Annotated in this window: 12 protein-coding genes, 1 tRNA gene, 1 other RNA gene and 1 pseudogene; 6 read left to right on the plus strand and 9 right to left on the minus strand. The window is 69.2% G+C overall.

Going from position 1 to position 13,029, the window contains the following annotated elements; translation table 11 throughout:
- The 6 genes from ACP7BP_RS04625 to ffs form a co-directional block, all read right to left on the minus strand.
- The gene (locus tag ACP7BP_RS04625) at positions 1-1,284 is read right to left on the minus strand and encodes an aspartate kinase (protein ID WP_426242935.1); all 1,284 of its coding nucleotides are present in this window, start codon (positions 1,282-1,284) and stop codon (positions 1-3) included.
- 67 nt (positions 1,285-1,351) lie between these two features.
- On the minus strand, positions 1,352-1,945 hold the full coding sequence (locus tag ACP7BP_RS04630; RefSeq protein ID WP_426242937.1) for a DUF5063 domain-containing protein: 594 nt from the start codon (positions 1,943-1,945) through the stop codon (positions 1,352-1,354).
- Positions 1,938-2,537, minus strand: coding sequence for a recombination mediator RecR (gene recR, locus ACP7BP_RS04635; protein WP_426242938.1), 600 nt, complete (start codon positions 2,535-2,537; stop codon positions 1,938-1,940). Before recR ends, ACP7BP_RS04630 begins: the two co-directional genes overlap by 8 nt.
- Before the next feature lie 5 nt (positions 2,538-2,542).
- The gene (locus tag ACP7BP_RS04640; RefSeq protein ID WP_426242940.1) at positions 2,543-2,896 is read right to left on the minus strand and encodes a YbaB/EbfC family nucleoid-associated protein; all 354 of its coding nucleotides are present in this window, start codon (positions 2,894-2,896) and stop codon (positions 2,543-2,545) included.
- A 49-nt stretch (positions 2,897-2,945) separates the two neighbouring features.
- Positions 2,946-5,045, minus strand: coding sequence for a DNA polymerase III subunit gamma and tau (locus tag ACP7BP_RS04645; RefSeq protein WP_426242942.1), 2,100 nt, complete (start codon positions 5,043-5,045; stop codon positions 2,946-2,948).
- 136 nt (positions 5,046-5,181) lie between these two features.
- Positions 5,182-5,272: signal recognition particle sRNA small type (ffs, locus tag ACP7BP_RS04650), an RNA gene on the minus strand.
- Between the two features lie 93 nt (positions 5,273-5,365).
- Between ffs and ACP7BP_RS04655 the strand changes: the two genes are divergently transcribed.
- The 6 genes from ACP7BP_RS04655 (at position 5,366) to ACP7BP_RS04680 (ending at position 11,258) form a co-directional block, all read left to right on the plus strand.
- Positions 5,366-5,454: transfer RNA gene (locus ACP7BP_RS04655), tRNA-Ser, on the plus strand.
- A 559-nt stretch (positions 5,455-6,013) separates the two neighbouring features.
- Entirely contained in the window at positions 6,014-7,048 is a 1,035-nt protein-coding gene (locus tag ACP7BP_RS04660) for a ScyD/ScyE family protein (protein ID WP_426242944.1), read from the plus strand.
- Positions 7,049-7,437: 389 nt separating this feature from the next.
- Positions 7,438-8,238, plus strand: coding sequence for a hypothetical protein (locus tag ACP7BP_RS04665; protein ID WP_426242946.1), 801 nt, complete (start codon positions 7,438-7,440; stop codon positions 8,236-8,238).
- Between the two features lie 83 nt (positions 8,239-8,321).
- Complete coding sequence (locus ACP7BP_RS04670) at positions 8,322-9,161, plus strand: TOMM precursor leader peptide-binding protein (protein WP_426242947.1); 840 nt, start codon at positions 8,322-8,324, stop codon at positions 9,159-9,161.
- Positions 9,136-10,440, plus strand: a complete 1,305-nt coding sequence (locus ACP7BP_RS04675; protein ID WP_426242949.1) for a YcaO-like family protein — start codon at positions 9,136-9,138, stop codon at positions 10,438-10,440. The genes ACP7BP_RS04670 and ACP7BP_RS04675 overlap by 26 nt, the downstream gene beginning before the upstream one ends.
- A 131-nt stretch (positions 10,441-10,571) precedes the next feature.
- Positions 10,572-11,258: a SagB/ThcOx family dehydrogenase gene (locus ACP7BP_RS04680; RefSeq protein WP_426242951.1), complete on the plus strand. Its 687-nt coding sequence runs from the start codon at positions 10,572-10,574 to the stop codon at positions 11,256-11,258.
- Between the two features lie 243 nt (positions 11,259-11,501).
- On the opposite strand, the gene ACP7BP_RS04685 is transcribed toward ACP7BP_RS04680, so the two are convergent.
- The 3 genes and pseudogenes from ACP7BP_RS04685 to ACP7BP_RS04695 all read right to left on the minus strand — a co-directional run bounded on the left by ACP7BP_RS04685 (position 11,502) and on the right by ACP7BP_RS04695 (position 13,015).
- Entirely contained in the window at positions 11,502-12,221 is a 720-nt protein-coding gene (locus ACP7BP_RS04685; protein WP_426243388.1) for an enolase C-terminal domain-like protein, read from the minus strand.
- An 18-nt stretch (positions 12,222-12,239) separates the two neighbouring features.
- Positions 12,240-12,455: pseudogene (locus ACP7BP_RS04690) on the minus strand (hypothetical protein); the annotation flags it as partial.
- A gap of 113 nt (positions 12,456-12,568) precedes the next feature.
- Positions 12,569-13,015, minus strand: a complete 447-nt coding sequence (locus ACP7BP_RS04695; protein ID WP_426242953.1) for a nitroreductase/quinone reductase family protein — start codon at positions 13,013-13,015, stop codon at positions 12,569-12,571.
- Positions 13,016-13,029: the final 14 nt, after the last annotated feature.

A 13,029-nucleotide genomic window follows, 5' to 3' on the forward strand; every position in this document is an offset into this window, starting at 1 on the left:
CTACCTCCCTGTCCCGCCGTAGACGACTGCCTCGATCTCGGTGACGTCGAGGTCGAACGCCGTGTGCACGGACCCGACCGCGGCGTCCACGTCGGCCTCGGAGACCACCACCGAGAGGCGGATCTCGGAGGTGGAGATCATGTCGATGTTGACGCCCGCGGCGGCGATCGCGGAGAAGAACTTCGCGCTGACGCCCGGGTGCGAGCGCATACCCGCGCCGACCAGCGAGATCTTGCCGACCTTGTCGTCGTAGACCAGCGACTCGAAGCCGATCTCGGCCTGCAAGCCGGCCAGCGCCTGCGTGGCCGTGCGGCCGTCCGTGCGCGGCAGGGTGAAGGAGATGTCGGTGAGGTTGGTCGCGGCGGCCGAGACGTTCTGCACGATCATGTCGAGGTTGATCTGCGCCTCGGCGAGCGCCTCGAAGATCCGCGCCGCCTCGCCCACCTTGTCGGGGACCCCGACGACGGTGATCTTGGCTTCGCTCCGGTCGTGGGCGACGCCCGCGATGATGGCCTGTTCCATGGCTTCTCCTTCGGCTTCGTCCATCGCGCTCGCCGGCAGCACCCAGGTGCCCTCCAGCTGGCTGAACGACGAGCGAACGTGGATCGGGACGTCGTACCGGCGGGCGTACTCGACGCATCGCAGGTGCAGGATCTTGGCGCCGCTCGCGGCCAGCTCGAGCATCTCCTCGGAGGAGATCCGGTCGAGCTTGCGCGCCGTCGGCACGATGCGGGGGTCGGCGGTGAAGACGCCGTCGACGTCGGTGTAGATCTCGCAGTACGTCGCGTCGAGCGCGGCAGCCAGCGCGACGGCCGTGGTGTCGGTGCCGCCGCGACCCAGGGTGGTGATCTCCTTGGTGTCCTGGGTGACGCCCTGGAAGCCGGCGACGATCACGATGTGACCGTCCTCGAGAGCCGAGGAGATGCGGCCGGGGGTGACGTCGATGATCTTGGCCTTGCCGTGCACCGAGTCGGTGATCACACCGGCCTGCGAACCGGTGAAGCTGCGCGCGGTGAAGCCGAGGTCGGAGATCGCCATGGCGACCAGCGCCATCGAGATCCGCTCGCCCGCAGTGAGGAGCATGTCGAGCTCGCGGGCGGGCGGCTGCGGGCTGACGCGCTCGGCCAGCTCGAACAGGTCGTCCGTGCTGTCGCCCATGGCCGAGACGGCGACCACGACGTCGTGGCCGGCCTTCTTGGTCGCCACGATGCGTGCGGCCACCCGCTTGATGGCAGCCGCATCGGCGAGGGACGACCCGCCGTACTTCTGCACGACAATGCCCACGGAAAAACATCCACCTTCGCGGCTCGACTGGAGGGAACTCGCCGCACGATCCGGCGACCACCCAAGTCTACCGAGGCGCGGGGTCGACCCCTTCGAGCATCTCATTGACGATCGCGAGGGTCTCGTCCTCACCGGTGAACTCGGCGTCGAGACGGTCGTGCGAGACCACCGACCACAGGGCGTTGAGCGCCGCTCCGGCGAGGTTCCCCCACGAGGAGACGTAGGAGAACTGCCACCACCACAGCGCCTCGGCGATGTTGCCGGCGTTGTAGTGGCGCATGCCGTTCTCGAGGTCGGTGGCGATGCTGACGATGTCGTCGGAGAGCTGGCTCTCGACGACCTCGGGCAGGTAGGGGTCGAAGACGAAGCTGTAGGTGTCGACCCCGCCGAGGATCTCCGCGAGCCGCAGCCGCAGACCGTCGAGGTCGGGCTCGGGTCCGACGTCGGGCTGGTACTCGCCCTCGGGGTTGAAGTCGACCTGCGCACCCAGACGGGCCCCGGCGAGGGAGATCTGGCTCATCTCGAGCAGGAGCAGGGAGATGGCCCGACTGCCGTCGGCCTCGCGCGCGATCGCCTGCACGGCGACCAGGAACGAGCGCACCTGGTCGGTGATCTGCCCCGCGAACTCCTCGAGCTCGGGGTCCAGCCTGCTGTCAGTCATCTGCGGATCGCCTCCCAGCGAATGCCCGGCCAAGGGTAACCTCGTCGGCGTACTCCAGGTCCCCACCTACGGGCAGTCCACTCGCCAGCCGGGTCACGCGCAACCCCAGGGGCTTGAGCATGCGTGTGAGGTACGTCGCGGTCGCCTCGCCCTCGAGGTTGGGATCGGTGGCCAGGACGACCTCCGTGACGGCCCCGTCGGCCAGCCGCATCATCAGCTCGCGGACGCGCAGCTGGTCGGGGCCGATGCCGTCGATGGGCGAGATGGCCCCACCCAGCACGTGATAGCGGCCCCGGAACTCGCGGGTCCGCTCGATCGCCACGACGTCCTTGTACTCCTCGACCACGCACAGGATGCCGGGCTCGCGACGCGGGTCACGGCAGATGCGGCACTGGTCGTCCTCGGAGACGTTGAAGCAGATCGAGCAGAACTTCACCTTCGCCTTGACCTCGATCAGGACGTCGGCCAGGCGGCGTACGTCGGTCGGCTCGGCCTGCAGCAGGTGGAACGCGATGCGCTGGGCACTCTTGGGGCCGACGCCGGGCAGCCTGCCGAGCTCGTCGATGAGGTCCTGAACGATGCCTTCGTACAAGGTCCTCAGGCCTGTCCGGGGAGACCGCCGGCGAGCGGCCCCAGGGTCTCGGAGGCCATCGCGTCGGCCTGGCCCTTGGCGTCGCGGTAGGCGGCCACGATCATGTCGCCGAGGTCGGCCAGGTCGTCCTCGCTCGACCCGTCGAACTGGCCGGCCTTGATGTCGATGGAGACCAGCTCGCCCACGCCGTTGGTCGTCACGGTCACCGCCCCGCCGGAGACGGTGCCCTGGACGGTCATCGTGTGCAGCTGCTCCTGGGCCCGGGTCAGCTGCTCCTGCATCTGCTGGGCCTGCGCCAGCAGCGCGTTCATGTCGAAGCCGCCCTCGCCACCGAGGTTGTCGAACGGGTTCTGCGTCATGTCGTGTCCTCAGGGTGCGTCGTTGATCAGGTGGGTGGGCAGGGGGGTCTCAGGTGTGCGGGATCTCTTCGATGACCTCGGCGCCGAGCGTGCGTTGGAGCAGCTCGGCCCCGGCCAGCCCGTTGGTGTCGGCATCCGGGTCGTCGGGGTGCGCGGCGGCGTCGGCCAGCTTGCGCGGGTCGTCACCGCTCGGCTCGGCGCCGGGCGTGCGGGTGGCCAGGATCGCCTCCCGCGCCGCCGCGATCGCCTCGGGGTCCTGGGCGCGACCCGGCGGGGTCGGCTCGGGCGCAGGCTTCTCCGGGGACGGCGCGACCGGCGGCTGGTCGTCGCGGGCCCAGTCGGGCGCCTCGCTCGGCGACTGGTCGACCGGGACGGCCGCGGCCGGCTCGGGAGGCTGCGGCGGCGCGGCCCGGGTGCCGGCCGGGGCCGGAGCCGGCTGGGCGCTGGGGTCGACGATGGCGTCGATCTTCCAGTCGGCGCCGACCACGTCGATCGCGGCCTGCCGCAGGATCTCGTCGCACCCGCCGCCCACGAACGAGTCTCGGGCACCGGCGTTGGTGAAGCCGAGCGTGAGGACCTGGCCATCGAGCGCCAGCACCTGGGAGTTCTGGGTGAGGTGCATCCAGGCCACCCTGCGCCGGAGCTTGGTGGCCTCGACGATGTCGGGCCACAGCCGGCGTACGTCGATCAGGGTCAGGCCGCCCGCGGGCCCACTGGCAGGTTCGGCCGCTGCCGCCGGGGCGGCGACCTGCTGGGGTGGTGCCGCAGGCGTGGGCTCAGGGGTGGGCTCAGGGATGGCCCCAGTGGTGGATGGTGACGCGTGCGGGGCAGCAGGCTCGGGCTCGGCGGCCATCAGGGGCTCGGGTCGCTCCTCGCGAGCCGGGGGCTCCGCGGCGCGCGCGGGAGGGGGCTCGACCCGCGCCGCCGGCGGGGTCGCAGGTGCCGTCGGCGGAGGCGGGGTGGGCGCATCCGGGCTGCCGACGATGGACGCCCTCTTCTCCAGCCGGTCGAGCCGCGCCAGCACGCCGTCGGTCGTGTGGTCGGCGCCCGGGAGCAGCACGCGCGCGCAGATCAGCTCGAGCAGGAGCCGGGGCGCCGTCGCGCCGCGCATCTCGGTGAGCCCGGAGGCGACGAGGTCGGCGGCCCGCGAGAGGTCACTGGCCCCGAAACGGGCGGCCTGCGCCACCAGCCGGTCGCCCTGGTCGTGGGAGACGTCGATGAGACCGGTCACCGGGGCGTCGGGCACCGCCGAGACGATGACCAGGTCGCGCAGCCGGCGGAGGAGGTCCTCGGTGAAGTGCCGGGGATCGTGCCCGGACTCGATCACCTTGTCGACGACACCGAAGACGGCTGCTCCGTCGGCAGCGGCGAACGCGTCGATGGCGTCGTCGAGCAGGGTGTCGGGGGTGAAGCCGAGCAGCGCTGTGGCCAGCGAGTGGGTCACGCCCTCAGGGCCGGCACCACCCATCAGCTGGTCGAGCACCGACAACGTGTCGCGGGCCGACCCACCGCCCGCACGCACCACCAGCGGCACGGCCGCGGGCTCGATGCTGACGCTCTCGCACTCGCAGAGCTCGACGAGGTAGTCGGCCAGCATCCTCGGCGGGATCAGCCGGAACGGGTAGTGGTGAGTGCGCGAACGGATCGTCGGCAGCACCTTCTCGGGCTCGGTGGTGGCGAAGATGAACCGCAGGTGCGGGGGCGGCTCCTCGACCAGCTTGAGCAGGGCGTTGAACCCTGCCGTGGTCACCATGTGCGCCTCGTCGATGATGTAGATCTTGTAGCGGTCGCGCACCGGCGCGAAGAAGGCCTTCTCGCGCAGGTCGCGGGCGTCGTCGACGCCGCCGTGCGACGCGGCGTCGATCTCGATCACGTCGATGGAGCCGCTGCCCCCGGTGGCCAGCTCGCCGCAGCTGTCGCACTCCCCGCAGGGGTCGGCCACCGGCGCCTGGGCGCAGTTGAGGCTGCGGGCCAGGATGCGGGCCGAGGTCGTCTTGCCGCAGCCGCGCGGCCCGGAGAAGAGATAGGCGTGGTTGACCCGGTCGTGCTGGAGCGCGTTGCGCAGTGGCCCGGTGACGTGGTCCTGCCCGATGACCTGGGCGAACGTCTCGGGCCGGTAGCGGCGGTAGAGCGCGAGGGGTGAGTCCACTCCTGAACCCTAACCACCCACGCCGACACGGACTACCGCAGCCGCTGGGCATTGTGGCCGGACTCGGTCAGCGTGTCCCAGGACGCTACCCCCCGCCCGGATCGGGGCTCGGGCAGGCCCGGACCTCGGGGCGTGAAAAGGCCCCCCGCGTACCCGACAGAGCTCGCCTACCCTTGCTGCCTTCCGGCCCTGGGGGAGTTCGGCAAGATGCCGCCACGCGGGGGGTTGCCGCAGAGTCTAGGTGAGGCCCGCCGAGCACTCCAAAGCGGGCGGCCGGCCCGATTTCGGCGCACGGTGACTCGACCGGTAGCCTCCTCGGCGGAGGATTCGCCTAGTGGCCTATGGCGCTCGCTTGGAAAGCGGGTTGGGTTAATAGCCCTCAGGGGTTCGAATCCCCTATCCTCCGCCACGGGAAGTGACGAGACCGCACACTTCCGCCTCACGAAGCCCCGCTCATTCGAAGATGTGAGCGGGGTTTCGCGCGTCCTGACCCGCTTCCTGACCCGGTCTCGAGCCCTTGGGGCCGGCGCCTTCCTGGTGGCCTCGGGCAAGCGGGACCAGATCTGGAAGCCGAGAGAGAGCCGGCGCTCGGGGAAACACCTCCAGCTCTCCGGGTCCCCCAGGCGGAAGCACTACGGAGAGGGCGGCCCAAGGGAACCCATCGCGATCTTGCTCGTGAACGCCCTCGACGAGCACTGGGGGTGACAGCTGCTGTCCCCTGCGGCGGCAATCACTGGGCCCGAGGGCGAGCCGAAGAAGTCTGGGCTCCGGCCGTGGCGCTCGAGACTCGGTTGAACTAACGTGACGAGATTGAGGACGTTCGATCGCCTGGACCTTCTCTAGCGCGCACGGCCACTACGACGACCGACTCCGGGGGGCTGGTTGCCTATTTCGCCACACCCGGCCGGGCAGTGCCCGGTCCACACCGCGTGCTCGCACCGCGAGCACGCGTGGCTCGAGGAGTCAACATGCACAAGAGAATGGTGTTCTTCGCCGCAGCGGCGCTGCTGCTGTCGTCATCGCTTTCGGGTGCCGTCGCCACGTCGACGGCCAACGCCGCGCACCCGCGCGGCCCCACGGTGACACACCTGGCCGCATACGGCACTGACGACTTCACCGTCGGCAGCACGATCGGTCCCGATGGGGCGCTCTACGTCACCGAGGGGAGCGCCGGGGAGGTGCTGCGCATCGACCGCAGGACCGGCGCGATCGACACCTTCGCCAGCGGACTCCCGCCGAAGCCGTTCCCGGGCCTCGACATCGGGGGTGCGGTCGACGTTGCGTTCCTGCACGGGAGGGCCTACGTCCTCACCACCCTGTTGCACTACACGATCGTCCCCACTGGTGAGCAGTTCGGCGACCCTGGTGCGAAGAACGGGCTCTACCGCATCGAACCCGACGGCACTCCGAAGCTCATCGCCGACCTGGGCCAGTGGTCGGTCGACAATCCCCCGAACGTGGGGTACTTCGTCGACACCGGCGTGCAGTTCGCGATGCAGCCGTACCGTGGTGGGTTCCTGGTGACCGACGGGCACCACAACCGGGTGCTCTGGGTCAGCAAGGCCGGTGCGATCGCCGAGGTCGCTACGTTTGGAAACGTGGTGCCGACCGGACTGGAGACCGCCGCCGGCGACGTCTTCGTCAGCCAGCTGGGCCCGATCCCCCACCTTCCCGAGACCGGCAAGATCGTCGCCGGTGACCCGCGCACGGCGCCGCACGAGGTAGCCAGCGGGGCGAGCATGCTTATCGACGTCGAGCGGGGGCCGCGCGGAGTGCTCTACGCCCTCTCCCAGGGCCAGTGGGACGGCGTCGGAGAGGGCTCTCGAGCGCTCCCCAACACGGGCCGCCTGCTGGTGGTCGGGCGCAACGGCGACCTGACGGCGGTCATCGGCGCCAACGGCCAGGAGCTCGTGCTCGACCGCCCCACGTCCGTGGAGTTCGTCGGCAGGACCGCCTTCGTTGTCTCAGTGACCGGAGACGTCTACCGGATCAACCACCTCTGACGCGCCAGCCGGACGAGCGACAGTGGGGGTCGGGACGGCCGACCCCCACCATCGGCCCACGACGCAGGACCAGGACCGTTTGGTCGCCACCTTCGAGGGCCCCCCGGCGACTCACTCAGTGCCAGCCCGCGTCCGCGCGCGTCCCGGGGGCATCTCGCCACGTCCTGACGAGAACCCGTGAAGAAGCAGCAGACTGATTCACGTCGGATCGGTCGGCGCGAAGCGACCCCGCACAGGCTTGGTTCTGGTCCGACATCGGCCGCAGGGCAGCCCCGCGATCACGGCGCTCGCTTGGTCTGGACGGCCCAGACCTCCCGGCGTACTCTGCGAATTGAACCCGCGGCCGTGGGGATGTCCCCACAACTCGGGCTGTGGGCACGGAGGTTCTCATGGCAACCCAGAAGTTCAACGTTCCCCGTGGCTCTCTTCTGCAGCTCCCCGACAACGAGGCACGGCACTGGTTCGATCAGAAGCTCAAGACGAGCCCGTCCTTCGCGGCCCTCTATAGGGCCTTCCTGAAGGAGAAGTACGCCTTCTACTTCGAGCGCGGCAAGGTGTTCGTCTACACCGGCTTGGATTCGTCAGGAATGCTCAGGCCACGCGTGCTCGGCGTCCTGCCCAGCTTCATACCCGCCACCTCCGCCGACGCGAGTCACCGGGCAGTCGGCATCAGCATCGACCACAGCGGCTATGCCCTGGCAACGTCCGTCGACGTCGGCCACCGGCCGTTCGGAGTCCGGGAGTTCACGCTGCACCAGTGGGACCCCAAGAAGAAGAAGCTGAGCTCCGCCACCCTGAGCGCCAAGGATGTCGCCGACGACGCGATCGACAAGTTGGCGAAGAGACTGCCGGAAGCCGCACTGGCCAAGAAGGGCTCGAGTGTCTCCACGGCTGACAAGGAGAGGCTCAAGACATACGCCGAGATGGCACCCGGCGATCAGGGAATGATGATCGGCGCGGTCGTCCGGCAACTGCTGGGGGACAAGTACTCCAAGTCATTGTTCCCACCAGAGTATGCGCGTGCCATCAGCATGCAGACGCCAACCATGCAGAAGTTCGCGTTCGCGGCGCGGGCACGGTTCGAGAACGCGCTGGTGGACGTGACGTTGTCCACCAGTAGCTCCACGAGCTCCAACATCTGCACGTCGACCTCGTCAAGCACCTTCGACCTCGTCGCGCTGGAAGCCTGACCGCTTTGCGCGGTGGCGACGACGCCAGGGATCGACCGGAGATCCAGGAGCAGGTCCGGACGCTCCTAGGTGTCTCCACGCCGATGAACGAGCTGTGGGGCAAGCTCCTGGTCGCGGGGCATCAGCCGGACGAGATCCACGATGCGATCGCGTCGTTCACCGGGGCTCCGGACCGCGGTGATCCTCCTGGCGAAGACCTGCTTGCCGGGGGTCAGACGCAGTTGCTGGGCCTGCTCGGGCTTCGTGACGGTCTGCTCCACGAATCTTCGGACGATGTGGCGGACGTGGGTCGGCGGCTGCAGGAGACCTTGGGCAGCAGCACCCTGGCGGTCTTCGCCTCCTCCGACGACGTTGCGCTCGATGTCGTCACCAGCCTGAGTCGGGTCGGCATCCGGGACGTGCACGTCGTCGATTCTGGAGAGGCTGGCGTCGGAGACCTCCAGCAGGACGTCGCCTTGACGATCAGTGCGACGCGGGGCCCGGACCGGGCGCTAGCGCGCATGGTCAACCGGGCGTGTGTCTCCGCGGCCAGGCCGGCACTCTTCGTGCACCAGCATTCAACCCAGGTGCAGCTGGGACCGCTGACTGTTCCCGGTGAAACAGCCTGCTACGCCTGCTACGAGAAGCGTCGTGACGCGGCGCTCTCCCCATGGGAGCGCAGCATCCTCGGTGTCCCGGCCGATTCCGGTGACCTTGCCCACCCACTGGGGCTCGACTGGCTGGCCGTCGAGTCCATCAAGCACCTCACTCGCATCGGTGAGCCGGCCACCCGTGGGCGGGTCCTGTTCATCGACTACTTCGGCGGGTTGCCCGAGATGCATACGCTGCTGCGGGTGCCCGACTGCAAGGTCTGCCGGCCCCCTCGCCGGCCGGCCAGGCGCCTGTGGGACGAACCCGGTGGAGCCGGTGATGCTCGCCGCTAGCCCTTACAGCCCCCGTATCGGGATCGTCACCTACATCACCGAGGCGGAGATCGGTCTCGGTGACCCCGACGTGTTCGTCGCCGCAGCGACTGGCCCGGACATGGAGGTCATGGGGCTGCACACCGACGCGAGCGTCGTCGGCAGCGGTGCCGGACTGTCCTGGGATGAGGCGCGTGGAGCTGCGCTGGGAGAATGCCTGGAGCGCTACTGCTCAGCGTTCGTCCGCGAGGAGTCGTTGACCTACGGCTCGTACGACGACTTGGTTCGCTGTGGGCTCAGCGCGCACGAGCCTGGCGACTGGGCGTTGTTCGACCCCGGCCAGCGCGTGCCCTACCCCGCCTTCACGAATGATCAGCGGCTCGCGTGGGTGTCGGGCGAAGACATCGCTTCTCGCACCCGCGTGATGGTTCCGGCGTGCTTCGCCCAGCTCAGTTCGTCACCCCTCCTCAATGTGGGCGCGACCCGCTCGGTCGGCCCGTCAGTGTCGACCGGATGTGCCTGCGCGGACGCCCCTGGCACAGCGCAGCTGAGGGGCCTGTGCGAGTTGATAGAGAGGGATGCCTTCATGATCGTGTGGCGCAACGCTCTCTCTGTCCCGCGCGTGGAGATCGACCCGGCCTCGCAACTGAATGAGGTGTTCCAGTCGCGATTCGCTCGTCCGGGGATCGAGTACATGCTGTGGCACACGACCCTGGATCTCGGAGTCCCCTCCTTCTTCGGCCTGCTCTTGGACAAGCGGGGCCCCCGGCCTCGGATGGTGGTGGGCGGTGCCGCGAACCCCGACGCGGCACGGGCCGCACTGAAGACCCTGTGTGAGCTCATCCAGGGCCTCAGCTGGCTCGATCACACCGGCTTCGCCGACGAGGAGCCCGTGTCGGACTTCGCCGAGATTCGCACGTTCATGGATCGCGCGCGGCTGTACTCCTCCGCGCACCTGATGGAGGCCTTCTCGTTTCTCCTGGACACGCGTGACCGGGTGTCGTTGTCGTCGCTGGAGTCCGAGGGGCAATCATCGGCGGTTGAACTGGACAGGCTCGTCGGCAAGCTGATCGGGCTCGGCTACCGCCCTGTCGTCGTCGACCTCACCACGCCGGACGTCGCCGCGTGCGGCTACCACGTCAACCGGGTCGTGGTGCCGGGGCTGGAGACCATGGACGGCGACCACCGGCTGCAGATGCTTGGCGGGCCGAGATGGCGGACGGTGCCCAGGCAGGTCGGATTCGACCGGCCCGCGGTCGTGACCGAACCTTGCAACCCGTTTCCCCATCCCTATCCCTGACGGAGGAAGTGATCGCGATGGACCCCGAGTATGGAGGACCCGTTCTCGCGCTCGAGTCCGCATCCAGAAGCTTCCACGAGGCCTCCGCCCTGCAGAGCTCGGACCTGTCCGTGGCACGAGTGGTGTGGTCGGTGAACACCGTCTCGACGATCCGCGAGGTGATCGCCCATCCCGCCGCCCCCTATGACTTGGCGCCGGGCACTGTTCTGCCCCCAGAGAGTCAGATCTCCGGCGGCCTCCTCGAGACGCTTCTCTCCAGGCGCAGCCGCCGGTCGTTCGACGGCTCACACGTGGCGCTGGAGGATGTGTCGGCCCTACTGCGCTACTCCTGCGGCGTCACCGCTCACAACCAGGACTCCCACGGCAATGTCTGGGGCCTCAGGTGCGCGCCGTCCGGCGGCGCGCTCTTCCCGCTCGACACCTACTGCGCCGCCCTCCGCGTCGATGGCCTGGTGCCAGGGCGCTATGCCTACGACCCTGAAGGACACCAGCTTCGACTCGTGGGACCCGGCGACGCCGCTGACGACCTCGGCGGGGCGACGTACCTGCGGGAGGAGAGTGACCTGGCCGGCCTGGCGGTGGTTCTGGTGGCCAATCTGTCACGCAGCGAGTTCAAGTACGGCGAACGGGGGTATCGATTCATCCTGCTGGAGGCCGGCCACATCATGCAGAACCTCCTCATCGTGGCCGAGGCTCTCGGTCTGGCAGCGGTCCCTGTCGGCGGGTTCGTCGACAGGAGCATCAACCGCCTGTTCGCACTCGACGGGTACGAACAGGTTGCGGTGTACATGGCCCTGTTCGGCACACCTGCGGAGTGATCGCGACCAGCTCCCGACCGCAGGCCGCGGCGCCACGATCAGCGCCTGGGGCCGCCTTCATGCGGTGTCCAGCCAGGTCGCCGCCTCGAGGTCTCGGCGTTGCTGGAGGTGGCGATGTCGAGCAGCTCCTGGTCTCGTACCTCTTCGAGGGCCGACGCACACAAGCGCTCGGGCTCGAGCTGCTTGATCTGCTGGGAGAGCGCCGGCGGGACGATGTTGTAGTCGGGCCGAGCGCCGCGACGGTCACACGTAGGTCGCGATCGGGGCGCCCAGCAGCTCCAGCCCGACGTCGATTCCGAGCCCGACACCTGCGGGCACGTTGCCCTGACCGTTCGCCGAGCGTGGCTGGTGCCCGGCGATGTGCTCCCGGGTGGCGTCGTTGACGAACGTCGTCGCCAGCAGCGCGCCGGCCGGTGCGCTCGCCGCGATCTGGCTGATCGCCGCGCTGGCGATGTCCCCGCCCCAGCTGTCCTCCAGCATCATCCGGACCCCGAGGCTCGCGGCGAGGTCGCGCAGCGCGCGCAAGGGCGTCAGCCCTCCGACCTTCGTCAGCTTGAGGTTGACGACACTCGCCCCACCTTCCCGGACCGCGGCCACCAGGCTCTGGGCGTCGACGACGACTTCGTCGTAGATCATCGGCAGACCGGTGACGCGCTGGACCCGGGCGCACGCCTCGAGCGTCGGGCACGGCTGCTCGAGGTAGATCGGCAGGTCCGCCAGCCCGCGGGCCGCCACGAGCGCGTCGTCGAGGCGCCACCCACCGTTGGCATCGACGATGATCAGGGCGCCCTCCCCCGCCAGCTCCACGACCCGGCGGACGGCGACGACGTCCGCTCGAGGATCGCCGCCCACCTTCAGCTGGAAGCGCCGGAAGCCGCGGGCCATCGAGGCCTCCACGCGCTCCTCAGTCTGCTCGACGGTGCCGATCGGGATCGCCTCGTACAGTGGCAGGTCGTCGGTCACGAGGCCGCCCAGCAGGGTGGCAACGGGCAGTCCCGCGGACCGGCCCAGGATGTCCCAGCAGGCGACGTCGACCGGGCACTTGGCGGCGCCTGGCCCCGCAGCGCCCCGTCCATCCGCGCCGTCACCGCCGCGAGGTTGCGCGGGTCGACGCCGATCAGCACCGGGGCGATCTCGTGGAGCGCCGCTCGGATGCCACCGGTGAACGCCGGCAGGTGGGCCCCGGTCAGGGGGCAAGGCGTACCGACACCCGCCACCGAGACGGCCTCACCCGAACTGTCACCCGTCTCGGTCAGGGACAGCTGCGTTCTGACGAAGGCGTGTCTGGGGCTGCAGCCTCGCGATCACGCTCAGCCGTACCTGGATGCGGCCGCTGCGAGCTCCTGATCATCGAACACGATCTCGACCAGCGGGCTTCCTGCGAGCCAGTCTGACAAGTGCTGACGGGGCGCGCGCCCGCCCGTCGCCGGTCGGTCCTGCGTCTTCAAGATCTCGGTCATAACGCGCTCGCGCGTCTCTTCGTCATCGACCGCGTGGGCGGTGGCCGGCAGGTCAGCGCGGACGCCATGCTTGAGATGGACCGTGAACCGTGGGTTGGCACGGAGATTGGCGTTCCAGCTGCGAGGCATGGGCATGCCGCTCAGATACCACTTGCCGTCGACGCGGTGGAACCAGATCTCTATCCTGCGCGGCTGACCCGAGCGTGCTCCGATCGTGGTGATGTCGATCGTGTGATCTTGGGCGGACGATTCGGGTCCGAGTGCGAGCGCGCGGGCGACCGCCATGTCGATCGTCATGTCTTTCCGATCTC

Source organism: Nocardioides sp. LHG3406-4, from assembly GCF_049897745.1.
GTDB lineage: Bacteria > Actinomycetota > Actinomycetes > Propionibacteriales > Nocardioidaceae > Nocardioides.